We start from the raw sequence: 24,156 nt of genomic DNA on the forward strand, positions 1-24,156 counted from the left end.
GTATTGTACGGCAGCGAGAACCTACTTCCGCAAGTTCCCAAACAACCCCCGCAAAAGTTGCCGGCTCGTCTCGCGCCCGATCTGGCCGATGACGGAGCTGACCGTTTTCATGGCCTGCTCGCGTTGTTTCTCGGCAGCTCGAGCGGCGCGCTCGGCTTCTTTCTCGGCCGCTTTCTGGGCACGCTCAGCCTCTCTTTCGGCAGCCTTGGCAGCACGCTCTTCCTCCTTGGCCGCAGCTTTTGCGGCCCGGTCGGCTTCGGCGGCCTTCTGTTTCTCGAACTCAGCGCGCTCCTTTTCCAGCCGGGCACGCTCGGCGGCCAGCGCGTCGGCCTCGGCGGCGGCGCTCTTCTCGGCGGCGAGCTTCTCGTAGGCGCTCTCGCGGTCGATGGCCTCGCCGTACTTCTCCACCAAATGCGCTTGAGCCTCGCCGACGCTCTCCAGCGTCGCCGCATCGGCAGCGGCCATGCGGCACTCCGGCGGCAGCACGCGCGCCCGTTCCACAATGCTCGGCTGGCCATCCTCATTCAACAGCGACACGAGCGCCTCGCCGGTGCCCAACTCCAGCAATGCCTCGGCGGAATCGAAGGCCGGATTCTCGCGGAAGGCCGCCGCTGCCGCGCGCACCGCCTTCTGCTCGGCGGGCGTGTAGGCGCGCAGCCCGTGCTGGATGCGGTTGGAAAGCTGCGCGAGCACCTCATCGGGAATGTCGGCAGGCGACTGGCTGACGAAGTAGACGCCGACGCCCTTGGAGCGGATGAGCTTCACGGTCTGCACGATTTTGTCGGTCAGCTCCTTGGGCATGTCGTCGAACAACAGATGCGCCTCGTCGAAGAAGAACACGAGCTTGGGTTTGGGAAGGTCGCCGGCCTCGGGCAGAAGTTCGTAGATTTCGCTGAGCATCCACAGCAGAAACATGGCGTACACCTGGGGCGATGCCATGAGTTTCGCGGCGTTCAGGATGTTCACGGTACCCTGACCCGCATCGTCGGTCACGAGCCAATCCGTGATATCCAGCGCCGGTTCGCCGAAGAAGATGTCGCCGCCCGCATCTTCCAGGGTGAGCAGCGCGCGTTGAATGGCGCCAACCGACTGTGACGACACGCGGCCGTAAAGCGTTTCCACCTCGCTGGCATGCTCGGAGAGATAGCCGAGCATGGCGCGCAGATCCTTCAGATCGATGAGCAGCATGCCGTTATCGTCGGCCATGCGGAAGGCGATGGCCAGCACGCCGCGCTGCACGTCGGTGAGCCCCAGAAGCCGCGCCAGCAAGTCGGGCCCCATGTCGGAAATGGTGATGCGCACGGGCACGCCGTCGCCGCCGAGCATATCCCACAGGCGCACGTCGCAACCCCGAGGCTCCCAGCCTGCGGCGCCCAGAGCGGCCGCGCGCTCGCGCACCTTCTCGGTGTCGTCGCCGGGTTGGGCCATGCCAGTGACGTCGCCCTTCACGTCAGCCATGAACACAGGCACGCCGGCCTGGGCGAACCCTTCGGCCAGCACCTTCATGGTGACCGTCTTGCCCGTGCCCGAGGCCCCTGCAATGAGCCCATGGCGGTTCGCCTGGTTCAGCAGCAGGTAGCAGGGATTCTCCCCCTGCGCCACCTTGATTTTGTCGCCTTCGAGCATGGGTGCCTCCTAACCGGTCGGGGCAAACGTCGCCTCCATGGTACGGGAACGCCCCCGCCGCCCGGCCGCCTCGCACCAACCCGTTGGCATACCGTAGGCTTGCCAGCTAGGCGGTCTCGCCCGGAAGGTCACGTCCGCTGCCAGGCTAGTTGGTCTCGCCCGTGAGGCCGCGCCGCCAGGCTAGGCCGCCCCGCCGGCATCGTCGCGCAGGGCCTGCGACAAGTAGTAGCCTTCGACGGAGAAGCGCTTCTTGTAAGCGAGAAAGCAGATGATCACAACGGAGAGCGTCGTGGCCGCAGAAATCATGAGCAGCACGACGATCTGGTACTTCGCCGCGATAACAGGATCGGCGCCCGCCAGAATCTGGCCGGACATCATGCCGGGAATCTGCACGATGCCCGCTGCCGACAGCTGGGCCAAAAGCGGCGTCATGCCGGCGCCCACCGCCACCTTGATGGAAGGGAACGCCGCCTCGCGCGGGGTGGCGCCCAAAGCCACCATCATGTATATCTCGTTCGCGCGGGAATCCATGCTGGCAAACAGGCGGTCGGTGGCCACCGCTGCCGCGGCCAGCGTGTTGCCGAGAATCATGCCCGAGATGGGCACGAGCTGCATGGCGTTGTACCACGGATCGGCGTGGATGATGCCTTCCACCACGATGAACGCGATGACCATGGACGACACGGTAATAGAAAGGAAGACGTCGGCCCAAAGCCCCCGCACGACCTTGTTCGTACGGCCGGTGGCAATCTGCGTCGCCGCAACGCACATGCCCAGCAGCACCAAACACACGAGCCACCACGTCTGATACTTGAAAAGATAGCCCAGAAGCAGACCCATGGCGAGCAGCTGCAGAAACGCCCGCACGGTAGAGACGGCGATGCGGCGGCTCTGCCCGAGCCCCATGCGCCACGACACGATGCCCGCCACCAACATGAGCAAGCTTGCGCCCACCAGTTCCACATACCCGATGTTCACCACGCCGCCGGTCATCGGGAGCCCCCCTTCGCAGAGGGCTCGACCGGCTTTCGGTCGGCCGACGAAGACTGCAAGGATGGCGAGCCGCTCCTTGGCGATGCGACTGGGTCGAATGCGGAACCAACAAGAGGGGAAACACCGGAAGGCGCACTGGGCACCGCCTTCAGCTTCGCAAGCACTTCATCGGCTCGCGAGTCGCATCCTTTTCCAGCGCTTGTAGCGGGTGCGTTGTCGGCCGTGATCTCGTTTTGATGGTAGGTCATCTTCCCATCGGCCAGCGTGAACACCCCGTACGCGTAGCCATCCTCGACCCGATGGCGGATGCGCAAGCAGGCGGCCCCGCCCGCGAGCATCGCCCGCGTAAGCCGACTGACGGCCACGGCCGACTCCCCATCAAGCGCCGCTTCCACCTCATCGAGCAGCAGCACGGTCGGTCGTGTGGCGAAGGCCCGCAGCAACGCCACCCGAGCAAGCTGGCCGCCCGAGAGCTGAGCCGCCGCGTGATCAAGCGTCACGCCATCGAGCATTGCCAGGGAAAGCATCTCGTTCAGCACGTCGTCATCGGGCTTCGGCGAGCCGGCGTTCACCTTCAGCGTCCAGGGAAACAGCAGGTTGTCCCGCACCGTGCCGGGCACCAGCGACGCAGCCTGAGGCACCAGGCACACGCGCCGGCGCCATTCCGTCGGCTTGAACCGATCAACGGGAGCACCCTCGAGCGCCAGCGTGCCGCCCGAGCGCGGCAGCATGAGCGCGCACGCGTTCAACAGAGTGGACTTTCCCGATCCGGAAGGCCCCGTGAGGTTGTACAAGCAGCCGGCTTCCAACGAGAAACTCACATCCGCAACGGGCGCGAACAGCTGCCCGTCGCGACGAAACTGCACCCCGATATGTCCTGCCTCGAATAACGCCATGCGAGCATGATACCCGACCCCGCGATCTCCGCAACAAGTGCCCACCGTTTGTGACCCAGCCGCTATGCGAGCGCCTGCACGCGCTCGACCATACGAGGCGATCGCCGTAGTAAGATGGAACCAGAAACGCACGACAAGCGCGAAAGCGACGAAAGCGAGGCGGCATGGTTTACGACGAGAGGGACATTCGGAAGGCGCAGGCGCTGGACATCGCCCAGAAGATGCTGGTGGCAGCGCGGACGGCTCCCAAGGGCAAGGGCGTCGATGTCGTGGAATGCGCCGTGGTGGACGGCGACGATTTGGAAGCGCTCGCCTGCACCATGGAGGCCGTCGGCGAGGAGCGCGGGTTCGCATTCTTCCTGCGCGACGCCAACTGTGTGCGCAAAAGCCTCTGCGTGGCGCTCGTGGGCACGCGCGAAAAAGCCCAGGGGCTCAACTGCGGCCACTGCGGTTTCGCCACCTGCGGCGAGCGCACGCCAGGCGTTCCCTGCGAGGTGAACTCCGTAGACGTGGGCATCGCCCTCGGCGCCGCCGTGTCGCGCGCCCAGGCCTTCGGCGTCGACACCCGCATCATGTTCTCCGCCGGCCTAGCCGCTCAACAGCTGGGCCTGCTCGGCGAAGGCGTGGGGCAGGCGTACGCTATCCCGGTAAGCATCAGCTCTAAAAGCCCGTTCTTCGACCGTGGGTAGGTCAGCTGCGGTCGCATCCGCTCCAGCATGTTCCAGGAATCGCGCCATAATCGCGCCAATCGCGCCATAATCGCGCCAATCGCGCCATAATCGCGCCAATCGCGCCATAATCGCGCCAATCGCGCCATAATCGCGCCAATCGCGCCATAATCGCGCCATAATCGCGCCATGGCACGATTCCGAAGGGGTGGTCACCGTGAACGCGCATCAACTGCGAGACATTATCGAAGAGGGCGAGAACGACCGCATCGAATTCAAGCGTTGCGGCAACCAACCTGAAAAGGATCTCTTCGAAACCATCTGCGCGTTCGCCAACACGTTCGGCGGCACTATCCTGCTCGGCGTAGAGGACGACGGCTCTCTCACGGGCATCGATCCAGCCCAGGTGCTTCCCGTCACGAGAAACGTCCTCAATGTCGTCAACAACTCCAACGCCTTCGACGTGCCCGTCTCCATGGAATTCGAGCATATCGAGATCGGTGACCGCCAAATCATCAAGATCGACGTTCCCAACAGCCCGCAGATGCACAGCTACAAGGGCAAAGTATACGAACGGCGCGGGGATGCCGATGTCGTTGTGCGCGGAAGCGCTCCTCTCGCCGAGCTCTGCATTCGCAAGCAGGGAATCTATACCGAACAACGCATTTTCGAGCATGTATCCCTGAGCGACCTGCGAGAAGATCTCATTGACGAGGCCCGGCGACTCGCTCTCGCGAAGAGAAAAGACCATCCGTGGGGAGCCATGACGAACGCGCAGCTCGTTGAATCGGCCGGGCTCTTCGGCAAAGACTACTCAACGGGAAAGCAGGGCTATAACTTGGCAGCCGTCGTTCTTCTCGGCAAGGACGAGGTTATTCGATCGCTGTGCCCCACCTACAAAACCGATGCACTTGTGCGCCAGCACGACACGGATCGCCACGATGACCGGCTTGTAACAACCACCAACCTCATAGACGCCTACGCCCAGATCGCCGCGTTCTGCCGGAATCATCTTCCAGACCGCTTTCTTTTGGAAGGCGACTTCGCCCTCAGCCCCCGCGATACCATCGTGCGCGAGCTGGTCGTCAACTGTCTCATTCATCGCGAGTTCACCAGCCCCTTCCCGGCAAAAGTCATCATCGACAACGAGGGCATTCGAACCGAGAACGCCAGCCGTGCCTCTTTTGAGGGGCCCTTGGAACCCGACACCTTCAGCCCTCTTCCGAAGAACCCTCTCATCGCTTCCTTCTTTGCGCATATCGGCTTGGCCGAAGAGCTGGGCAGCGGCACGCGCGAGCTATTCAAGAATTCTCGTCTCTACACGGGCCGCGACCCCGAGTTGGAGGAAGGTCTGATTTTCAGAGCATTCGTACCAACCATTCCCGCAATCCAGGCGGTGAGCAATTCGCCCGACAAACAGAGCGCCCAAAAGGACGGCATTGACGAGGTTGCCTCTCTCGCCTTAAAGCTGGCCGAGAGCAATGGTGGGGTGCGAACTGCTGACCTGGTTGATGCGGGAATTTCCCGCCGTACAGCCCAGCGCACCCTAAGCGAGCTTGTCGAACGGGATCGGCTCACTCCGCAGGGCAACGGCCCGAGTCGCATTTATCGCCCGAATCGCAGATAAAACGATTCGGGAAGCCGAAACGTCACGACCGCAACAGCCGATTTAACTACGCAAGCACGAGAAACCAGGAGAGCCACCATGACAGACCACGCACTCGCGAGCTTTGAAGCGAAGGACGGCACGGGCCGGTGGGAGGTTTTCACCTGGGGCATTATCGCCAACGGCCAGCGCTACCACTTCACGAAGCAGTCCCATATCGTGTGCGCCGGCCTGCCGGGGCGCACCGAGAAACACGTCTATCAAACTGAGGAAGACGACGGCTTCGGGCTGTGGGCGGCGCTTGCCGTCTACCAAGAGACCGGAAGCCTTGCCGACGCCGGCCTCGCCGCCTGGGCCTTAGGCGGCCCGAGCATTGAAACACACATCGACACGCGGGAGATCCCCGGCAACGTGACGCTCTCCATCGGACACTTGCGCCGCGGCCGCGATGCCAACCTCTCCCTGCGCTACCGCGAGGACGGCCGCTGGGTTCAAATCGGTGCCATCCAGCACTTCGCCGACATCACCCTCGCCGCCATCAATGCCTATCGCGCGAGTGCGCTGTAACGGCGCTGACACTCAGGATTTCTGAATCCCTACAAAATGCAGTATGAAGAATCGCAAAAGTGCATAAATTAGCAATTTGAAGATGCTAAAAAGTGCAGCGGGCCGCTTTAACTGCGCCTCAACGACCCCCTAAAGAGCCGGCCGCTCCCCCGTTTCAACATAGCGATCAATGTCGGCAACCATTAGGTCGGGCGACTCTATGTGGTAGAGAAAGTAATTGTCCAGCACATATTGCGAGAGTCCTTTTTCGCGAAAGAGAGCCGCCACCTCCGGACCCGTCAGCCCCTTCGCCTGCCGATAGTACTCGATGGCGAACACGAGAAACCGCATTTCCTTGCTCATGACTGCTCCTCCGGGTCGTCGAAGAAGCCGCGCTCCACTTCCTGCCGGTACAAATCCGCCAGAGCCGCCGAGCTGAGATGCCACAGCCCGCTATCGGGATTGCGCAGCAGCTCATAAAAGTTCGATGCATAGAACTCCTCGATTTGGCAAGGCTCGGTGAAGCCCAGTCGCTCAAACAAGCCGGGAAGCGTCGCCGTGCCGAGCAGCACAGATAACTGCTCCGGAGACTTAGCCATTCGTCCTCACCTCTCCACCGTCCGCGCCGACTCAAAGGTCAGCCTCTCTAACGCCTTATCGTTGCAGAAAAGTATTTGCGTGAAAAGCTCTTTAATCTTTAACATTTCCAGAGCAGCACGAGCCGTGATCTGCCCTTGCTCGTAAAGCGTTACCGTTGTGAATACGTCATCGTTCGCCACGGGTCCGATGATAATATCCACTTCGAGAGCTTTATCGCGACCTTGCTTTCGGTTGTGCACGACGAACTCCAGCCACTCTTCATTAGGTTCGGAAAATTCGAGAACGCGTAGCTCGCGCCTGGCTCGCTCCATATCGCATTCGTAGCTATTCAGCGTCGGAGCCCCTTCCATGCCACGGCGCACAAAGGCCTTGCGAGCGAAATCCTCCGCTTGAGCAAGGTTTGTCGTGGTGTAAAACCCTGTTCCGAAATCCAAGTAGGGAGAACGATTCACAATCCTCGGCTCACTGGCCGTTTGAGTTGAAGCATGGTATAGCCGCATGAAGTTCTCGCCTTTCGGATAACACCTCTTACACTGGCCGAGACGGGTTAAAAAGGACCGCATCCCATGATGGCAGAATAGCACGCCCCAAAGCTTCAACCCACCCGAGAACGTGCCGATTCTCTACGCAGGCAACGCATCGGCTGGAATGCGCATAACGGGGAGCTGTCGAACCTGCTCGTCAAGAAAGAAAGCGGATCTTGAAATCACAGTCCGTGATTTCAAGTGACGGAGGATGGACCCTTACGCGAGCCCCTCCGGGCAATCGGCCACCGATGAAGTCGCCATCCTTTGCCCGAAGTGCGGCGCCCCCATGGTGAAACGCACCACCCGCAAAGGCCCCCGCGCTGGCAAACCCTTCTACGGCTGCAGCAACTACCCCAAGTGCAAGGGCATTGCGAACCTGGAAGCATAATACCTGTCCTCCTTCGTGTTGACACCTTTCGACGCTTCTCCAACGAGTCGGTAATGGTTGACGGCTGCTTCTGGCGCGGCGACGTCGAAGGCTTCTAAGATGGAGGTCGCGCCTGCGCCTGCGGGCGTCCATCGACGAAAGAAGGCTCATCATGACTGAATCGACTCAGGTTCTGCATCAACTGAAAGTGGCGACCAATTACAGCAAGCTGGCCATGCACAAGTGCGGCCCGCGCAGCTTCAAAAGCGGACAGGGCGCCATGTGTAAGGTGCTCTACAAGTTCGGCGACGGGAAACTGTCGCTGAAGAAGCTGGAGGAGCGTCTCGGCTGGGACGGCCACGAGGTCATTCGCGTGGCCGAGAAGGCCCAGGAGAACGGCTACGTGTGCTTTGCCACCAGCAAGAAGGGCAAGCTGTCCGTAGCGCTGACCGACAAGGGCACCATGGTCGTCGAGAAGCGCCTGGCCGCCGAGGATCGTGCGGCCGACGAGGTGCTGGAGGGCCTCACCGACAAGGAGCGCAAGTGCCTGCTGAAGCTAACCGGTAAGGTGATTGAGAACTGCAAGGCCATGGGCGTCGACTACCGCACCATCGCCGTCAAGGGCTGCCGCGCCCGCAAACCCAGCTACCATCACGGCCACGGCTGCTGCCGACGCTAGGAAACTGTGGAATGCGGCAAGTCAGAAAGACTTGCCGCATTCCACCCAGATTGATCTCTAAAGGATTTCTTGTAAGTTGCTACTGGTGGGCTCGCACACTTCCCACACACCTGCGGGAAGAAACGAAAAAGGTCAGCCACTTGCAAGCGACTGACCTGGTGTTTCTTGGTCGCGGGGGGCGGATTTGAACCACCGACCTTCGGGTTATGAGCCCGACGAGCTGACCAGACTGCTCCACCCCGCAATGGGTTGCCTCAAAGGGCAAAGAGATATATTACTCTCCTGAGCGCGAATTGCAAGTCTTCGATCACACTTCACCTCATTCGGCACAATTCCTGCACATGTTTGCCGTCCCAATAGCCTCCAGCACGATTTGTCGCATCGCACACGGACGATCGCCGTGCCCCGTGCTATGATGCCGCCTATGCTTTCCCAGATCAGACAAAACGGACTGCCCTCATGGGCCTACAAGGCGGCGCTGCTTTTGGCGGCCGCCATTTGGGGCATGGGCACGGTGGTCATCAAGTCTACCGTCGACGAATTCCCGCCCGCTTGGATCGTGGGCGTGCGCTTCACCTTTGCCGGCATCATCCTCGGCATTGCCACGGCGCCGCGCATCTCCCGCGCCTTCGCTCGCAACAAGCGCGGACATCTGCGCGACGGCGCGGTGCTGGGCGTCTTTCTATTCCTCTCCTACTGGTTCAACTCCACGGGACTCACCGACACCACCGCCTCCAACAGCTCGTTTCTCACCACGCTCTACTGCGTGATCATCCCCTTCCTCGGATGGATCATCATTCGGAAGCGACCGACCCGCTACAACATTGCGGCGGCTATCCTGTGCGTCACCGGCGTGGGCTGCGTGGCCTACGCCGACATCGGCGAGTTCTCGCTGCGCTTCGGCGACTTCATCACGCTGGCCTCGGCTCTCTGGCTGAGCTTCCACGTGCTGTACACGGCGAAGTACGCGCCGGGACGCTCTATGATGCTGCTCACGGTCATTCAGTTCATCGTGGCGGGCCTGCTGGGACTCATCACCGGGCTTATCACCGAGCCCGTACCCAACTTCAGCCAGTTGGGCACCGACACTTGGATGAACCTCATCTACATCACCGTGTTTGCCTCTTGTGTGGCCCTAGGATTGCAAAACGCCGCCGTGGCCCGCGTTGATCCGGCCCAGGCGGCGCTATTCCTTGCCACCGAATCGGTGTTCGGCGTGACGTTCTCCATCCTGCTTTTGGGCGAGGCGCCGGCGATTTCCACCTACCTGGGATTTGCCCTTATCTTCGTCGGCATCGTCGTCAGCGAGTACTTACCCCTGCGAGCCGAAAAGATCGCGGCCCAGAAGGCAAAAACGGCCGTCCTCGATTGCAAGCGGGCCGAAACCCAAGCAACCGACCTCGAAGAAGCCGACGCGTTCATGCGCTAGTTACTCGCGGCCGTCCCAGCAGTAGGTGCAGATTTTCTCCGGATCGATGCCGATGGCCTCTATCATGCCCTGGAGGCTCTGGTAGCTCAGCGAATCGAAACCCATGTCCTCGCAGATGGTCTTCAGCAGGCACTGGCCACGCTCGGTATCGGCGTCGGCGTACTCGGCCAGATGCGCAAGCCCCTCCTTGCCTTCCAGCGAATCCACCACACGCCGCGCGATAAGATCCATATCCGACTTGCTGGACGAGAAGCTCAGATACTTGCAGCTGTACATGATGGGCGGGCACGCGCTGCGCATGTGCACCTCGGCGGCACCGGAATCGTACAGGAAGTTCACCGTCTCGCGCAGCTGGGTGCCGCGCACAATGGAGTCATCCACGAACAAGAGCTTCTTGTCGCGGATAAGCTCGGGCACCGGCACCTGCTTCATGTTGGCGATCTTGTTGCGCAGATCCTGGTTCGCCGGCATGAACGAGCGCGGCCACGTGGGCGTGTACTTAATGAACGGACGGCCGAAGGGCATCTTGCTCTCGGTCGAGTAGCCGATGGCATGGGGGATGCCGGAATCGGGCACGCCGGCCACAAAGTCCACCTCGGGGCACGCGCCGCGCGCTGCCTCGTCGCGAACCATGATGGCACCGTTGCGGTAGCGCATCACTTCCACGTTCATACCCTCGTAGTTGGAGTTCGGGTAGCCGTAGTACACCCACATGAACGCGCACATTTTCATCTCGTCGCGTGCCGGCGAGAGCACCTCAATGGCATCGGGCGTAAGCCGCACGATCTCCGCCGGGCCCAGCTCGTACTCGTCGTGATAGCCCAGCTTGTGATAGGCAAAGCTCTCGAAGGCAACGCAGTGGCCGTCATCGTCGGCGCCCACGAGCACCGGCAAGCGGCCCATGAAGTCGCGGGCCGCAATAATATCGCCGTCCTCGGTCATAATGAGCAGCGTGAGCGATCCGTCAATCTTCGATTGGGCATACTGGATGCCGGCGACCAGGTCATCCTTCTGGTTGATGAGCGCCGCCACCAACTCGGTTGAGTTCACCGCGCCAGAGCTGAGCGCCATAAACTGCGCATCGTGATCCTCGAAATACTCTTCCACCAAGGCCTCGGCATTGTTGATGGCACCGATGGTCGTGATAGCGAAGGTGCCCAAATGCGAGCGCACGAGCAGCGGCTGCGGGTCGGCGTCCGAGATGCATCCGATGGCGCTCGTGCCGTGGAAGCGCACGATGTCGTCCTCGAATTTCGTGCGGAACGGCGTGTTCTCGATAGAGTGAATCTGACGCTGGTAGCCATCCTCGTGGTCAAGCACGATCATACCCGCTCGACGCGTGCCGAGATGCGAGTGGTAATCGACGCCGAAGAAAACATCCATCACCACGTCGCGCTTGGAAACCGCTCCGAAAAAGCCGCCCATGAAATCCTCCGTCTTAGTGTTTCAACGATAGGTCAAAGTATAAATGGTGCGCCTGAACGATTGTTGCCTTGCGGTTAATTGGCTCAAAATTCACGATTTTAGGGACAAGGCCTGCCAGATGAGCCAGGTGCGTCCGCGCCTACTCGATGACATAGCGATGCTGCCGAACGGCGGCCACAGCTGCGGCATTCAGCGAGCAGCCGATGCCCGTCTCGTGGCCCGGGGCGTTCAGCGTGATGATGCCGTCGGGGGCGGTATAGGCAGGCACCGTGAGGTCGGCGTCGAAGTAGCGCGCCGTAGCGCCCAGATCGCCGGGAATGACCACTCCGGGCAGCGTTTGGAAGGCCGCGTGGGCAAAGCGCGACACGCCGGTATCGTACATGCCGCTCATGCAAACCTCGCGGCCCTCGGCCAGCGCTCGGTGCACGAAGGCGAGCGACCGCTCGATGCCGCCAAACTTCCCGATCTTCACCATGGCGCAGCGCAACTCGGGATGCTCGAACAAGCCGGCGGCCTCTTCGGCGTTCACGAAGGATTCGTCCACGCAGATGGGCATGGCCAGCGTATGCTGGAACGACGCGAGTCGGGTGAAAGGGTCTCGCAAAGCCCGCTCGCCCCCGGCGGCGGCCAGGTTCAGTGGCTCTTCGATCCAGCCGATATCCAGCTCGTCGTAGGAGCGCAGCTCGGCCAGGTTGTGCAGGCCGAAGCTCTGGTTCGCGTCCAGGGTGATAAGCAGATGCGGGAACGCCCGACGCACCGCGCGTACCGCCGGAAGCCCCCGACCGGGAGCCACCTTCAACTTAATGCGCTGGTAGCCCGCGTCCACGCACTCGCGCACTTCGGCCACCGTTTGGGCGGGCGTGCCCAGGCCCACCACCGCGCCGCTGTACACCTTGCGCGTCGCCCCGCGCCGGTCGCCGGGACACGCCGAGCCCACCGCGACATCCTCCCCCTCGAAAGCTGTCGCGACGCGGGTCATGCGGTCGAACTCCTCGCCGAGCAGTTTCCAGAGGGGCTTTTCCGTGACCTTGCCATACAGGTCCCAGCAAGCCATCTCCAGAGCGCTCACCGCCATGGGAAACGCCTCCGCGCCTTCCAGCGAGAACAGGTCGGCCGCCACTTCGCGCGGATGCAGATAGGTGCCGGCGATGACCCGGGGCGCCAGCGTCTCGCGCAGCACACGCAGATCGCCACCGAGGGTCTCGGGCAGATACCAATCGGTGTCGAAGGCCGTGCACTCCCCTAATCCTACGCGGCCCTTGCGGTCGATCACCTCGACAATGACCGTATCGCGGTAGGTCAGCGTCTCCTTCGGCGTTTTGAAAGGCTTGGAAAACGGCAGGCGCCCGTGGTGAAGCACCACGCGCCGAATGTCGATGTTCTCGCTGAACAGCGCCTCGCAAGCGGCGCGGTCGATCTTACCGATGCCCGACCGCGGCAGCTCGTCCACAATGGATATTTGCTCGGGAACGTAAAGCTTCGACAGCCGCTGGGAAAGCGCCTCCCGCAGCGCGCGCGTGCTGATGAGCGGCGCATCCGGCGTCAGCTCCACTACCGCTGCGGGCCGCCGTCCCCAGCGCGCGTCGGGCAGTCCGAACACATAGGCGTCGGCCACGCCGGGAACGCGCACGAGAGCGTCGACGATTTCCGCCGGGTACACGTTCTCGCCGCCGGAGATGAACATGTCGCCCGTGCGCTCGCGCACGTAAAGGCAGCCATCGTGAAGCGCCGCCGTATCGCCCGTGAGGAAGAAGCCGTCCACGGTGAAGGCCGCCCGGGCGTTGGCGTAGCCGCCGAACACCCCTGGGCCGCGCAGGGCGAGGCGCCCGAAACCCTCCGCATCCGGCTCCACAATGCGGGCCGAATAACCCGGCAGAAGCCGCATACCTCCCGTGAACTGGGGTGTGATCAGCATGTTCGCCACTTGGCTCGACGTCTCGGTCATGCCATAGCTGGCATACACGCGCGCCTCGGCCTCCAGGGCCCGGGCCACAGTCTTCGCGTTCAGCGGGCCGCCTCCGAGCAGCACGCACTCGTACTGGGAAAGCGCGTTTGGCCGCGCATTCAGCATATCCTGCAGCATCTTGTCCACCACCGAGATGTGGGTGGCGTGCATCACCTCGGCATCGCGCAGCACCGCCGCCGCGTCGAAGCGCTCGTAGATGCGCAAGGGCCAGCGACTACAGACGCTGCGCACGAGCACTTGGAAGCCGCCCACATGGAAAAACGGCAGCACCGCCTGCCACAGACCGCGCCCGCGAACGCGCCCGGAAAGCACCCGGCTCGACGCCTTCGACGCCTCCACGAGGTTGCCCCAGGTGAGCTCGGCGGCCTTGGGCTTGCCCGTCGTGCCGGAGGTGAACATAATGAGGGCCCGATGGCTGGAATCGAAGACATGGGCGGCTCGTTCGGCGAAGTGGATGGCGTCCTCGACTGAGCCGCCGAGGGAGTCGTCCACCCGTCCCGCCCGCTCGTTGCGAAGAAGCGAGTTGCACACCGCTTCGAAGAGCTTGGGCTCGCCGGCCGCATCTACCGTGTAGGCCACGCGCAATCCCGCCCGCTCCAGTTCCAGCACGCGCGTGAGCTTCTCGGCATCGGTCAGCCGATGATTCAGCGCCACCAGGGCGAATCCCCCGTAGGCCGCCGCCAAGGCAAGGAACACGTACATGGGGCCGTTGGGCAAATCCACCGCCACCACATCGCCTGGGAAGACGCCCTTATCCCGCAGCCGCCGCGCAAGCTGAGAGGCGATGAGCCTCGCCTGGCGATAGGTGTAGGCCGTCTCGTTACCGCGCCGATCGACCGCCGTGAAGAACACGGCTTCCGGACGCAGCTGCGCGGTGCTTTCGAAAATATCGATCATGAACGGCTCGTGGAACTCCTCAGGCGAAACAGGTTGAACAAAGTTAAAGAAGGCCCCCGCCGGACGGAGCGGGGGCGAAGCATCCTACGGAAATTTCGGGAACTGGGTGAAGTCGGGAGCGCGCTTCTCCTTGAAGGCGTCGCGGCCCTCCTTGGCCTCGTCGGTGGTGTAGTACAGAAGCGTGGCGTCGCCGGCCAGCTGCTGCAGGCCCGCAAGCCCGTCGGTGGCGGCGTTGAACGACGCCTTCATGAAGCGCAGGGCCGTGGGGGAAAACTGCATCATCTCGGCGGCCCAGGCCATGCACTCGTCTTCCAAATCGTCGAAGGGCACGACCTTGTTCACGAGGCCCATTTCCAACGCCTCGTCGGCCGTGTACTGGCGGCAGAGGTACCAGATCTCACGGGCCTTCTTCTGGCCCACGATGGCAGCCAGATACCCCGCGCCATAGCCGGCGTCGAAAGAGCCCACCTTAGGCCCGGTCTGGCCAAACTTCGCCGTGTCGGCCGCAATGGTGAGGTCGCACAGAATAGAGAGCACATGCCCTCCGCCGATGGCGTAGCCGTTCACCATAGCGATGACGGGCTTAGGCACGACGCGGATGAGCCGCTGCAAATCGAGCACGTTCAGGCGCGGGATGTTGTCCTCGCCCACGTACCCCCCGTTGCCGCGCTTCTTCTGGTCGCCGCCGGAGCAGAACGCCTCGTCCTCGTGGCGGCCGCCGTGGTTCACACCGGTCAGCAGAATGACACCTACGGACGCATCGTCGCGCGCCTCGGAGAAAGCGTCGTACATCTCCATCACCGTCAGCGGGGTGAACGCGTTGCGCCGCTCGGGCCGATTGATGGAGATCTTCGCCACCCCATCGCACAACTCATAGCGAATCTCGCGGTACTCTTTACCCACTCTCCAATCATATTTACCCATTAATTCCTACTCCTTATCTCACTGGTCGTTCGCAATGTCAGCGAGGTTTCGACTGGTGCCTGCAATTGCCTTGAAGCGCGGCCGAGCGGCCTTCGGGCCGTGAGGGAAAGCGCTGAATGGCAAGGGCAGGTGCCAGTCGGAACCGCAGCGTCGGCCGTTCCGTTCGTCCCGAAGGGCGAACGGAACGCTACATCCCTTCTGTTTCGAAGCGCTTCTTCAGGGCTTCCTGGTGGATGGCGTGCTGCAGGGCCACTTCCTTGGAGATCGTGCCCTCCTTCACCAGGCGATGCAGGCTTTGGTCCATGGTGCGCATGCCGGCACCGGCCGACGAAGCGATGACCGAGTCGATCTGGTGGGTCTTCTCCTCGCGAATGAGGTTGCGGATAGCCGGCGTGGCGGTCATGATCTCGAAGACCGGCACGATACCGCCATCCACTGTGGGCACGAGCTGCTGGCTCACCACGGCCTGCAGCACGAGCGACAGCTGCATGCGAATCTGGCGCTGCTGGTTGGCCGGGAAGGCGTCGATGATGCGATCCACCGTGGAAGAGGCCCCGGTGGTGTGCAGCGTGGAGAACAGAAGCTGGGCCATCTCGGCGGCGGTCATGGCCGTGCCGATGGTCTCCTGGTCGCGCATCTCGCCGAGCAAGATGACGTCCGGCGCCTCGCGCATCGCGCTACGCAGCGCCTCGGCGTAGGTGGCGACATCGGAGGGAATCTCGCGCTGGGTGACGATGCAGCCCTCGTGGCGATGCACGTACTCGATGGGGTCTTCCATGGTGATGATGTGCCCCGCGCGCGCCTTGTTCAGCTTGTCGATGATGCAGGCAAGCGTCGTGGACTTGCCGGCGCCTGCAGGACCGGTGACCAGCACGAGGCCCTTCTGGAAGTCGGCGCAGGCCATGACGTCGTCGGGGATGTGGTAGTCGGCGGGGTTGGGCAGCGTGAAGGGGATCACGCGGATGACGGCGCCCAAAGACCCGCGCTGGCGGAACACATTCACGCGGAAGCGCCCCATGCCCGGCACGGCGAAGGAGAAGTCGTCGTCATGGTTGTGGCCGTCCATGAAGATCTGCTCGTCGCGGCCGGACAGCTCGTAGATGGCGTCCACCAGCTCCTTAGTATCGGCGGGCATGAGCGGCGCCATGTCCATGCGCACCTGACGGCCGTCGGCGGTGTAGGTCAGCGGCAGGCCCGCGACGATGAAGACATCCGAGGCCTTCTTGTCGATCATTTCCTGCAGCAGTGCCTTCAGTTCCATAGAAGCTCTCCTTATCTTTCTAGCCGAGCCACAGGTTCTCGCCTGTGCCGTCGTCGGTCCATTCCGTCGTGACTTTCCATTGCTCAATGGTGTAGGTATCGTTTTGAATGCGCAGCACAATGGCCAGCGTGCGTCCGCTTTCCATAGAGAACGTGACCGAGATGAGGTCGCCGTCGCGGGTGCCCGAGAAAGTGACGGGCGAGCCGTCGGCTGCCTCGGTTGCGGAGGGGCGACCAAGGTCGCCCCCTGCGGGTTCTCCGGTAACCGTGTCGTCTTCGATAACCAATTCCTCGGAGCCGCCAGTCGAAGAAGACTGCACCTGAATACCATAGTCGACAAGCACCTTGCTCAGAGCATCGCCACCTTCAGCCAGCGCGGCATCCACGTCGGCGACGAACTGCTGGCCGACGGATTCTAGCTGATAGGTCTCGGTGGTCGTGGCCGCTTGGCGCTCGGTGGTGGAAAGCTCCGCCAGCGACGTCGTAACGGAAAGCACCGTGAGCACAGCCAGGCACAGCACGATGATGAGGGTGAACAGGCTGATAGGACCGATGCGCACGGAGCCGTGGGGCTTAGCCATGGGACACCTCCCCTTCGGTTGGAGCCGCGTCCGCGCCATCGGCGGCCGGACCGCCGGTCACGCCCACCACGGGCGGCGCCGCCGGATCATCCAGCACGACCGACCGCGTCGCATCGTCGGCCGCACCGGCAGCCGAACGGGCGGTACGGGCACCGTCGGCGGGCACGTAGCGCGACGTCTCCAGCGCGTACACGGGGCTCTCTTCCCACTTCTCGAAGCAGAGACCGCCCGGGGCAAATCCAATACCTTCCTCGGCCGCCTTGGCCGAATCATTGAGGACTCGCACCTTCCACACCTCAAGCGTCAGGTAGTGCATCGTCCCGGCTTCGGTGTCCTCGGTGCGAAACGTGCACTCGGCGGACAAGAGGTCGGAGCCGTTCTCTGCCTCGTGCGCCGGTTGCGACAACCAGCGATCGGCCATGGGGTCGGCCTCGTAGGCTTCCTTGAAGGCAATCGGATCGGCGGCGAACTCCTCGGCCACATTCGAGGCCAGCACGAGCCCGTCCATCAGATCGGCGCTCTCGCGACCTATGCGGTCGGCCTCGGCGTTCAGGTTCATGAGCACCGCCAGCGAGCCCGTCAGAAACACGAGCAGAAGCAGCGCCTCCACGATGAAGGCGGCGCCGGGCCACACGGCCCGCTCCTTGCGTACGCGTCCGATGCGGTCGTTGTAACGGGCCAGGCGCGCGTCGGCGACATTCGCCTCGGCCCTATGGGCGGCCACAGAAGCGGACGCCATGGAGCGACGACTCTCGGATCCTCCGGCCATCACGCATCACCTCCCGCCGCGCGCAGAGCCACCGACGTCTGTCCGGCATCGGTGACGATGGTCAGCAATCCTCCCCCGTAGGAGAAGTCGAAGACGGACGACCGCACGATGGCCGTGGCCTTCGACGGGTCGTAGGGGGCATCGGCCAGGGCGTACTCCTCCATGATGACGCCGTCGTAGCGGTACAGGCGCGTCTCGTACACCCCGGAGGGCAGCGTCTCGCGCAGCACCAGGGCCGGGCCGTCCAAAAGGCAACGCGTGTCGCTGGCGCCGGCTGCTTCGGGCAGCCCCAGCTCCTCGCGGCCTTGGGCGACGACCATGTCGACTCCCTCTTCGGTCACCCAAGCACAGGCCACCGCATCAATCTGGTCGTTGGCCCGCACATCGTTGGCGAGCAGCGTGAGCGAGAGCCGCTGGTTGTCGGCCGCGTCTCCCTCGCGGTTCAGCCCGCGGTACACGTCGGTGCCGGCAAGGATGGCCATCAGCAGCGTCGCCACGAACAGCGCGAACAGAAGCCCTGTGAACACGCGACCGAAATCGCGCTCGCGCTGACGACGCACGCCGCCGGCCCCGTAGGTCTTGCTCGACGAGGCGAGACGGGTCGCCCCTTTCAGCTTCTCGGTCATCGCGGCACCACCACCACGCTGGGCGGCACGTTGGAAGCGAACGCCTCATAGGTGACCGCATAGTCCTGGTGGTTCACAATGAGTCCGTAGTGCTCTTCCAAATAGCTGAGCCGCGCCGGATAGGCCCCTTCCACCGCCGCGCACTGCATGGCCGCGTCCAGCACCGCCGTGCGCACCGAAGCCGCCGATTGGGCCTCGGTCTGGGCGCTCGTCATATCCCAGGCAAACCACAGCAGCACGGCCAGCACCACGGCCGCGATGACGGCAACCACCCGCCGGGTGCGCCGCTGCTGCATCTGGGCTGTCTTACCGTGAATCATGATGGCTAGCCGATCGAACCCATGATGCCGATCAGCGGCAGCATGACCGAGATGAGCGTGGCCCCCACGGCAATGGTGAGGAAGGCGGCCAAAGCCGGCTCGATGTTGTCGATGGCCGCGTCAATCTGCAGAATGGCGTCGTCGAAGAAGTTTGCCGACAGGCGGTCGAGCGCCGCGTCCAGCGAGCCGGAGCGCGTGCCGATGGTGAGCAGGCGCGCGTGAATTTGCTCGAACACCTCGGCCTCGCTGATGGCCTGGGCGAGCGAGCGCGGGCTTTCCGCATCAATCATGAGCCCGTAGGCGGCCGTGGCCTTCGCCTTAAGTCCCTCGTGCTCCACCACCTCGATGGCGCGCCGCATGGCCTCGTCGGTGTTGATGCCCGAGGCGGTGTAGGCGGCCAGCGCCGAGGCGAACCGGGACACGGCCAGCTGCTCCATGGCGGGACGGGTGGCCGGGAACTTCTCCATGAGGTGCATCACCGCGATGCGCCCCGCTTCCGAGCGGCAGGCGATGGCAGCGCCCACGGCCACGATGGCGCAGATGAGCGTGATGCCAAGGGCCACCCAGCCGATAGCCACCGACACGCCCACGGCCCCCGAGGAGCCGTCGGTGAGCGAGCCGGCCATGGAAACGTACACGTCCTCGAACACCGGCAGAATGATGATAACCGTGAAGGCCAAGATGATGCTCATGATGCACAGCAGCGCCGCCGGATAGCCCACCGACGAGCGGATCTTCGCGAAGAGGCGGTCCTCCTCGTCGTAGTAGACGCCGAGGGAGCGCAGCACTTCCTCCAAGCGGCCCGAGGCCTCGCCCACGCCCACCATGTCCACGGCGTAGCGGGGGAAGGCGCCGGACGCCTTCATGGCGACCGCCAGCGTATCCCCGGCGCACAGGCGCCCGTAAACGCTCTCGCAGGTCGCCTGCAGAGCCACATCCCCAATGTCCTCGGAGAGCATTCCCACGGCCTCGTCAGTCTGGATGCCCGCCGCCAGCATCATGGCAACGCTCTCGCAGAAGAGGCTGATGCCTGCGCTATCGAGTTTTGGTTTGGCCATGGCGTCCCCTGCCTTTCTTCTAGTAGGTGTAACGATCGGTATAGCTCGTGCCGTCGCCGATGGTGCTCGCGGCGCCACTGGCGGCAAAAGTCAAATCTACGCGCGTCCAGCTGTTCGGCTTAATGCTGATCTCGACGCTTATCCATTCTCCGTCAATATATACCATGTTCCAAGCATGGTACACATCATCAGGAGAAACGTAGCCGGTAATCACTTGGCAGGGAATGCCAAGGCTGCGCAGCATGGCCGCCCCCAGCGACGCGTAGTCGAAGCAGATACCCGTCCCCGAGGCCAGCGTTGCGTCCGGGTCGGGCACGTATCCTGTGGCCGAGGCCAACTGGGCGGCCTTGTCGTGGTCGTAGGTGATGTTGTCCACCACCCACTGGTAGATGTTGCGCACGACATCGCCCTGATTGGCAGCGCCCTGGGCTAGCTCGCGCGCCTTCGCCACCACGGCAGAGGACTCGTTGTAATTCACGAACATGTTCGGTACGAGGAAGGGCGCCGTCTCGCTGGAAAGGTTCACGTTCTCGATGACGCTGAACAGCTCCACGTAGTTGTTGCCCGAGGTGTTCTGCATAACGCGGAAGGTGTAGGGGCCGTCCCCCATGTTGATGGGCGCAATGATGGGCGTCCCGTCGCCGGGCAAATCGTAGTTGTAGCTCATCTCGCCCTTGACTACCTGGAACTTCAGGCGCGCATCGCTTCTCGCGGAAGCGCCCACGACGCCCTGGGCCAGCTGCGAGGTGTCGATGGCGCACTCGTTGCCGGTCTGGGCGGCGCCCTCGTTGAAGGCGACCAGGGCCACCGAACCGGGCACGGAGTAGGCCGGGCCCGAAGTGGTGCTCTCGCCGCCGTTCGAGTCGCCCGAGCCTCCGGGAATGCCGGATCCGCCCGAGCCTCCCGAGCCACCCGACGAGCCGCCGCAGGCCACCAGCAGGGACGCGCACGCCAGCATCAGGGCCACGGCAACGACGGTCGCCACGCGGCGGTATGTCAGTCTGCGCGCCAAACCGCTACAGCCACTCCTTCAGGGTCTTCACCAGAAGCTCGATTTCCATAGGCTTGGACATATGGGCGTTCATGCCGGCGGCACGAGCTCGGGCCACATCATCGGCGAAGGCATCGGCCGTCAGCGCCACGATGGGAATCTCGCCCAGATCGGGACGCGGCGTAATCGTCGTATCGTCGAGGCCCTTGCCCTCGGCGGCGGCGCGAATAGCGCTTGCCGACTCGTAGCCGTTCATCACGGGCATCTGAATGTCCATGAACACCAAGTCGTAGTAGCCCGGCTCCGCATCGAGCAGCTTCTCCACCGCGATGCGGCCGTTCTCGGCATGATCCACTTCCAAGCCCGTCATGCCCATGATGTCCAGGGCAATGGCGGCGGCAATGGAATTGTCCTCGGTCAAAAGCACGCGATGCCCGCTGAAGTCGCTCTGCTTGAGCACCTCGTACTCGCTGGTCGGCTCGCTCTCCTCTTCGGACGTGAGCAGGCCCTTCATCACATGCACGAGACGGCTCTTGAACAGCGGCTTGGCAATGAAGGCGTCCACACCCACCGAACGGGCCTCCTGCTCGACGGCCGTCCAGTCGTAGGCCGACAGGATGATGATGGGCATGTCGTCGGAGACAATCTCGCGAATCTCGCGGGCCGCCTCGATGCCGCTTTTGCCCGGCATCTTCCAGTCAAGAATAACGGCTACGTAGCTGCGCTCATCCTCGACCGAATGGCGCACCGCCTCAACGGCGTCTTCGCCCGACAGCACGTAGTCGGGCTCCATGCCGATGGACTTCAGCACCTCGCAAGCGCTTTCGGCGGCAGCCTCCTCGTCGTCGGCCACCAGCACCCGCAGGCCCTCCAAAGGCGTCAGATCCTGGTCGTCGCCGTCGCGCAGCTTCATGTACACCGTCACCGTGAAGGTGGTGCCCTCGCCGAGCTTGCTCTTCACGTCGATAGTGCCGTTCATCAGGTTCACCACCGAGCGCACGATGGACATGCCAAGGCCGGTGCCCTCCACCTTCGTGACGCGCGAATCGTTGGCGCGCGTAAACGGCTCGAACACCGTCTTCACGAAGTCCTCGGACATGCCGCAGCCCGTGTCGGAGAACGTGAACTCGTAGCAGCCCGAGCCCTTCACGCGGCTCGGCAGCTCCTTGATGCGCAGGCTCACGGTACCGCCTTCGGGCGTGAACTTCACCGAGTTGCCCATGATGTTCACGAACACCTGCTGCAGGCGCATCGGATCGCCCACCACATGCTCGTGCTGGATGTCGGCGATCTCCACCTTCAGGTTCAGCTTCTTGTCGTTGATCTGGGGGGTCATGATGGACATGAGGCTTTCCACCGTCTCCGGCAGATCGAAGTCCTCCTCCGACAGCCCCAAGTTCCCGCTCTCGATCTTCGCCATGTCAAGCACCTCGTTGATGAGCCCGAGCAAGTGACGGCTCGAGGTGGTGATCTTCGTGAGGCAGTCCTTCACGCGCTCCGGGTCGTCCAGATACATCGAGGCGATGGCGGTCAATCCCATGATGGAGTTCATGGGCGTGCGAATGTCGTGGCTCATGGAATTGAGGAAGTCGGTCTTGGCACGGCTGGCGCGCTCGGCCTCGCGGAACGCGTCTTCCAGCGCGTTGTGGTTCGCAATCTCGCGCTCTTTCACGTCGGTGACATCCTGCACCGAAAGCAGCACGCTCGTCACCTGGTCGGAGGCGTCGCGCTGCAGCGGCAGCATGGAGGCCTGCAACCAGCGAACCTCGCCCGTGTCGGGATCCTTCAGGCGATACTCGAAGTGCAGATACGTCGTGTCCGGCGTCAAATGCTCGCGAATGTGCTCCGGCGTGAGCTCGGTCTTCATGCGCTCGGCTTCCTCGTCGTCGCAGAAGCGCGTCTGCCAGTAGTAGCGGAACATATGGTACTCGCCGTTGCGCGGCAGGTCGTCCTTAATGCCCTCGTCCTTCAGATACTCGTAGGTGTTAGCAACCAGATCGATCACCGCGAAGCGCTGGAAGAGCGCCAGCGAAGAGTTCACGATGCTCGTCACATGGGCGCTCTCGCTTAAGAGCTTACGGCGCTGACGCATAGTCTGCACGAGCAAAAAGCCCGCCACCAGGGCCAACGCGCCACCAACGAGGGCCACCAGCATGAGACCGGCCGCATTCGCCCTGCTCTGCATGCCGTCGGTGATAGAGCTGGGGAAGGTGCGCATGATGAGCCAGTCGTAGTTCTCGATAGGCATGACGTACGCGGTACCCGCGCCCGAATCCCCCTTGTAGTTGAAGGTGACGGACACGCCGCTTTCCAAAGACGCCTCCAGCTCGGTGCGCGAGATATTGCCCGAGGATTCGTCCTCGAGATACAGATCGACGGCGTTTTTCACCCCGCTGGTATAGGTGATGGACGAGTGGGCCATCACGTCGCCGTTGCGATCGAGCAAGTAGGTGTTGGTCTGCTCGTTGAAAATATAGGTGCGCAGGAACTTCTCCATGGAATCTTCCCGATACGCGCCGCAAATGACGCCAACCACTTCGTCCTTAAAGTAAAGCGGCGTGTAGAAAATGACGGAGAGGTCGTTGTAGAACAGCGAATTCTCGACCGCGCAGACGCCCGACTCGCCTTCCATGCCCCGCGCGAAGTATTCGCGATCGCTCGCGTCGGCCTCCTGGCCCTTGTCATCGATGGTGAGGCCATCGCTGAGAGAAATCGTCGTGTAATCGAACTTCGTGTAGTTCGCCAACTGCTCGATACCGGCAGCGCTAATCTCGTCCACGCTCGCAAGCGTGCTCTCGTACATGGAGGACAGGAGCTTGATCTCAGTCTGAGAGTCGGTCATCCACTCGCTGATGCGCCGCGCCGACTGCTCGGTGGAGCCCTGAAGGTACTTGGTGTTCTGCTCGTAGATGCGCTCGTTGTTCATCGCGATAAACGAAACGAACGCGGCGATGACTATGGCCAGCGCGATAAGAATCACGGCAATGCGGCCGTACCTCGTTTTGTTGTCTGTTTCAGTCATTCGCTGTGTTCCTTTGTTAAATGATAGCGATGGCGTCGACGACCGTGGCGTAAGCGTCGCGCACGGCCGGCATAAGCTCGGGGACCGCTTCCATGTTGGCCGGCACGCCGGCGTCATCCAAACGCAGCGCGTCGGACAGCGCGGCGGCGGCCTCGAACAGGGGCGTGAAGCCCAAGTCGCGGCTCACGCCCTTCAGCGTATGGGCTCCGCGATAGGCCTCGGGAAGGTCGCCCGCCTCAAGAGCGCTTTCCAACGTCTGCATCGATGTGTCCTGCAAAAAGATCTTCGCGAACTTCTCGATGCGCTCGTCGGTAAGCAAGCGTCCGCGCACGGTTTCCAAATCGCCGCCCATGGCAGCGTAAGCAATCTCCAACGACATC

At 62.8% G+C, this 24,156-nt stretch carries 24 protein-coding genes and 1 tRNA gene; 6 read left to right on the forward strand and 19 right to left on the reverse strand.

Going from position 1 to position 24,156, the window contains the following annotated elements; all coding sequences use genetic code 11:
• Positions 1–21: 21 nt before the first annotated feature.
• The 3 genes from AEQU_RS10870 to AEQU_RS10880 form a co-directional block, all read right to left on the reverse strand.
• Positions 22–1,626 carry a helicase HerA-like domain-containing protein gene (locus AEQU_RS10870; protein ID WP_022741520.1) on the reverse strand — a complete coding sequence of 535 codons (1,605 nt, stop codon included), beginning with the start codon at positions 1,624–1,626 and terminating at the stop codon, positions 22–24.
• Positions 1,627–1,806: 180 nt separating this feature from the next.
• On the reverse strand, positions 1,807–2,619 hold the full coding sequence (locus AEQU_RS10875; RefSeq protein ID WP_022741521.1) for an ABC transporter permease: 813 nt from the start codon (positions 2,617–2,619) through the stop codon (positions 1,807–1,809).
• Positions 2,616–3,485, reverse strand: a complete 870-nt coding sequence (locus tag AEQU_RS10880; protein ID WP_022741522.1) for an ABC transporter ATP-binding protein — start codon at positions 3,483–3,485, stop codon at positions 2,616–2,618. Before AEQU_RS10880 ends, AEQU_RS10875 begins: the two co-directional genes overlap by 4 nt.
• A 194-nt stretch (positions 3,486–3,679) precedes the next feature.
• On the opposite strand from AEQU_RS10880, the gene AEQU_RS10885 reads away from it, so the two are divergent.
• The 3 genes from AEQU_RS10885 (at position 3,680) to AEQU_RS10895 (ending at position 6,356) form a co-directional block, all read left to right on the forward strand.
• Entirely contained in the window at positions 3,680–4,204 is a 525-nt protein-coding gene (locus tag AEQU_RS10885) for a ferredoxin domain-containing protein (protein ID WP_022741523.1), read from the forward strand.
• A gap of 187 nt (positions 4,205–4,391) precedes the next feature.
• Positions 4,392–5,810, forward strand: a complete 1,419-nt coding sequence (locus tag AEQU_RS10890) for an RNA-binding domain-containing protein (RefSeq protein WP_244874825.1) — start codon at positions 4,392–4,394, stop codon at positions 5,808–5,810.
• A 78-nt stretch (positions 5,811–5,888) separates the two neighbouring features.
• Positions 5,889–6,356, forward strand: a complete 468-nt coding sequence (locus AEQU_RS10895; protein WP_022741528.1) for a hypothetical protein — start codon at positions 5,889–5,891, stop codon at positions 6,354–6,356.
• Positions 6,357–6,485: 129 nt separating this feature from the next.
• Here the strand turns inward: AEQU_RS10895 and AEQU_RS10900 are convergent, their stop codons facing one another.
• The 3 genes from AEQU_RS10900 to AEQU_RS10910 are packed head-to-tail and all read right to left on the reverse strand — an operon-like array spanning position 6,486 to position 7,435.
• Entirely contained in the window at positions 6,486–6,698 is a 213-nt protein-coding gene (locus AEQU_RS10900) for a DUF3791 domain-containing protein (protein WP_022741532.1), read from the reverse strand.
• The gene (locus tag AEQU_RS10905) at positions 6,695–6,934 is read right to left on the reverse strand and encodes a hypothetical protein (RefSeq protein WP_114538962.1); all 240 of its coding nucleotides are present in this window, start codon (positions 6,932–6,934) and stop codon (positions 6,695–6,697) included. Before AEQU_RS10905 ends, AEQU_RS10900 begins: the two co-directional genes overlap by 4 nt.
• Positions 6,935–6,940: 6 nt before the next feature.
• A complete protein-coding gene (locus AEQU_RS10910) occupies positions 6,941–7,435 on the reverse strand; it encodes a DUF3990 domain-containing protein (RefSeq protein ID WP_041714709.1) in 495 nt (164 codons plus the stop codon).
• A 235-nt stretch (positions 7,436–7,670) separates the two neighbouring features.
• Between AEQU_RS10910 and AEQU_RS10915 the strand changes: the two genes are divergently transcribed.
• Both AEQU_RS10915 and AEQU_RS10920 read left to right on the forward strand, forming a co-directional pair.
• On the forward strand, positions 7,671–7,850 hold the full coding sequence (locus tag AEQU_RS10915) for a topoisomerase DNA-binding C4 zinc finger domain-containing protein (protein ID WP_022741543.1): 180 nt from the start codon (positions 7,671–7,673) through the stop codon (positions 7,848–7,850).
• A gap of 151 nt (positions 7,851–8,001) precedes the next feature.
• Positions 8,002–8,508 carry a MarR family winged helix-turn-helix transcriptional regulator gene (locus AEQU_RS10920; RefSeq protein WP_022741546.1) on the forward strand — a complete coding sequence of 169 codons (507 nt, stop codon included), beginning with the start codon at positions 8,002–8,004 and terminating at the stop codon, positions 8,506–8,508.
• A gap of 166 nt (positions 8,509–8,674) precedes the next feature.
• Here the strand turns inward: AEQU_RS10920 and AEQU_RS10925 are convergent.
• Positions 8,675–8,752 (reverse strand) — tRNA-Met (locus AEQU_RS10925).
• Between the two features lie 180 nt (positions 8,753–8,932).
• On the opposite strand from AEQU_RS10925, the gene AEQU_RS10930 reads away from it, so the two are divergent.
• Positions 8,933–9,937 (forward strand): DMT family transporter, encoded by a 1,005-nt coding sequence (locus AEQU_RS10930; RefSeq protein ID WP_022741550.1) that lies wholly within the window; start codon positions 8,933–8,935, stop codon positions 9,935–9,937.
• Here AEQU_RS10930 and AEQU_RS10935 read toward each other — a convergent pair whose 3' ends face one another.
• The 12 genes from AEQU_RS10935 to AEQU_RS10990 form a co-directional block, all read right to left on the reverse strand.
• Positions 9,938–11,362, reverse strand: coding sequence for an amidophosphoribosyltransferase (locus AEQU_RS10935; protein WP_022741554.1), 1,425 nt, complete (start codon positions 11,360–11,362; stop codon positions 9,938–9,940).
• Positions 11,363–11,501: 139 nt separating this feature from the next.
• Complete coding sequence (locus AEQU_RS10940) at positions 11,502–14,225, reverse strand: AMP-binding protein (protein WP_022741558.1); 2,724 nt, start codon at positions 14,223–14,225, stop codon at positions 11,502–11,504.
• 84 nt (positions 14,226–14,309) lie between these two features.
• The gene (menB, locus tag AEQU_RS10945; RefSeq protein ID WP_022741562.1) at positions 14,310–15,149 is read right to left on the reverse strand and encodes a 1,4-dihydroxy-2-naphthoyl-CoA synthase; all 840 of its coding nucleotides are present in this window, start codon (positions 15,147–15,149) and stop codon (positions 14,310–14,312) included.
• A gap of 187 nt (positions 15,150–15,336) precedes the next feature.
• Entirely contained in the window at positions 15,337–16,410 is a 1,074-nt protein-coding gene (locus AEQU_RS10950; protein WP_022741566.1) for a type IV pilus twitching motility protein PilT, read from the reverse strand.
• A 19-nt stretch (positions 16,411–16,429) separates the two neighbouring features.
• A complete protein-coding gene (locus tag AEQU_RS10955) occupies positions 16,430–16,990 on the reverse strand; it encodes a hypothetical protein (RefSeq protein WP_022741569.1) in 561 nt (186 codons plus the stop codon).
• On the reverse strand, positions 16,983–17,759 hold the full coding sequence (locus AEQU_RS12035; protein ID WP_022741573.1) for a hypothetical protein: 777 nt from the start codon (positions 17,757–17,759) through the stop codon (positions 16,983–16,985). The genes AEQU_RS10955 and AEQU_RS12035 overlap by 8 nt, the downstream gene beginning before the upstream one ends.
• Positions 17,759–18,385 (reverse strand): DUF4860 domain-containing protein, encoded by a 627-nt coding sequence (locus AEQU_RS10965; protein ID WP_022741577.1) that lies wholly within the window; start codon positions 18,383–18,385, stop codon positions 17,759–17,761. The genes AEQU_RS12035 and AEQU_RS10965 overlap by 1 nt, the downstream gene beginning before the upstream one ends.
• Positions 18,382–18,705, reverse strand: a complete 324-nt coding sequence (locus AEQU_RS10970) for a hypothetical protein (RefSeq protein ID WP_041714710.1) — start codon at positions 18,703–18,705, stop codon at positions 18,382–18,384. Before AEQU_RS10970 ends, AEQU_RS10965 begins: the two co-directional genes overlap by 4 nt.
• A 5-nt stretch (positions 18,706–18,710) precedes the next feature.
• Positions 18,711–19,763, reverse strand: coding sequence for a type II secretion system F family protein (locus AEQU_RS10975; RefSeq protein ID WP_022741584.1), 1,053 nt, complete (start codon positions 19,761–19,763; stop codon positions 18,711–18,713).
• Positions 19,764–19,782: 19 nt separating this feature from the next.
• Entirely contained in the window at positions 19,783–20,775 is a 993-nt protein-coding gene (locus tag AEQU_RS10980) for a transglutaminase-like domain-containing protein (protein WP_051353439.1), read from the reverse strand.
• Between the two features lie 4 nt (positions 20,776–20,779).
• Positions 20,780–23,776 (reverse strand): response regulator, encoded by a 2,997-nt coding sequence (locus AEQU_RS10985; protein ID WP_022741590.1) that lies wholly within the window; start codon positions 23,774–23,776, stop codon positions 20,780–20,782.
• 16 nt (positions 23,777–23,792) lie between these two features.
• Positions 23,793–24,155: an Hpt domain-containing protein gene (locus tag AEQU_RS10990; protein ID WP_022741594.1), complete on the reverse strand. Its 363-nt coding sequence runs from the start codon at positions 24,153–24,155 to the stop codon at positions 23,793–23,795.
• Position 24,156: the final 1 nt, after the last annotated feature.

The organism is Adlercreutzia equolifaciens DSM 19450 (assembly GCF_000478885.1).
Lineage (GTDB): Bacteria > Actinomycetota > Coriobacteriia > Coriobacteriales > Eggerthellaceae > Adlercreutzia > Adlercreutzia equolifaciens.

Coding starts and splice junctions, on each gene's coding strand:
- AEQU_RS10885 (WP_022741523.1), top strand. CDS start 3,680: ATGGTTTACGACGAGAGGGACATTCGGAAGGCGCAGGCGCTGGACATC.
- AEQU_RS10910 (WP_041714709.1), bottom strand. CDS start 7,435: ATGCGGCTATACCATGCTTCAACTCAAACGGCCAGTGAGCCGAGGATT.
- AEQU_RS10950 (WP_022741566.1), bottom strand. CDS start 16,410: ATGGAACTGAAGGCACTGCTGCAGGAAATGATCGACAAGAAGGCCTCG.
- AEQU_RS10930 (WP_022741550.1), top strand. CDS start 8,933: ATGCTTTCCCAGATCAGACAAAACGGACTGCCCTCATGGGCCTACAAG.
- AEQU_RS10970 (WP_041714710.1), bottom strand. CDS start 18,705: ATGATTCACGGTAAGACAGCCCAGATGCAGCAGCGGCGCACCCGGCGG.
- AEQU_RS10900 (WP_022741532.1), bottom strand. CDS start 6,698: ATGAGCAAGGAAATGCGGTTTCTCGTGTTCGCCATCGAGTACTATCGG.
- AEQU_RS10940 (WP_022741558.1), bottom strand. CDS start 14,225: ATGATCGATATTTTCGAAAGCACCGCGCAGCTGCGTCCGGAAGCCGTG.
- AEQU_RS10990 (WP_022741594.1), bottom strand. CDS start 24,155: ATGTCGTTGGAGATTGCTTACGCTGCCATGGGCGGCGATTTGGAAACC.
- AEQU_RS10920 (WP_022741546.1), top strand. CDS start 8,002: ATGACTGAATCGACTCAGGTTCTGCATCAACTGAAAGTGGCGACCAAT.
- AEQU_RS10870 (WP_022741520.1), bottom strand. CDS start 1,626: ATGCTCGAAGGCGACAAAATCAAGGTGGCGCAGGGGGAGAATCCCTGC.
- AEQU_RS10975 (WP_022741584.1), bottom strand. CDS start 19,763: ATGGCCAAACCAAAACTCGATAGCGCAGGCATCAGCCTCTTCTGCGAG.
- AEQU_RS10965 (WP_022741577.1), bottom strand. CDS start 18,385: ATGACCGAGAAGCTGAAAGGGGCGACCCGTCTCGCCTCGTCGAGCAAG.
- AEQU_RS10905 (WP_114538962.1), bottom strand. CDS start 6,934: ATGGCTAAGTCTCCGGAGCAGTTATCTGTGCTGCTCGGCACGGCGACG.
- AEQU_RS12035 (WP_022741573.1), bottom strand. CDS start 17,759: ATGGCCGGAGGATCCGAGAGTCGTCGCTCCATGGCGTCCGCTTCTGTG.
- AEQU_RS10955 (WP_022741569.1), bottom strand. CDS start 16,990: ATGGCTAAGCCCCACGGCTCCGTGCGCATCGGTCCTATCAGCCTGTTC.
- AEQU_RS10915 (WP_022741543.1), top strand. CDS start 7,671: ATGGACCCTTACGCGAGCCCCTCCGGGCAATCGGCCACCGATGAAGTC.
- AEQU_RS10935 (WP_022741554.1), bottom strand. CDS start 11,362: ATGGGCGGCTTTTTCGGAGCGGTTTCCAAGCGCGACGTGGTGATGGAT.
- AEQU_RS10985 (WP_022741590.1), bottom strand. CDS start 23,776: ATGACTGAAACAGACAACAAAACGAGGTACGGCCGCATTGCCGTGATT.
- AEQU_RS10875 (WP_022741521.1), bottom strand. CDS start 2,619: ATGACCGGCGGCGTGGTGAACATCGGGTATGTGGAACTGGTGGGCGCA.
- AEQU_RS10895 (WP_022741528.1), top strand. CDS start 5,889: ATGACAGACCACGCACTCGCGAGCTTTGAAGCGAAGGACGGCACGGGC.
- menB (WP_022741562.1), bottom strand. CDS start 15,149: ATGGGTAAATATGATTGGAGAGTGGGTAAAGAGTACCGCGAGATTCGC.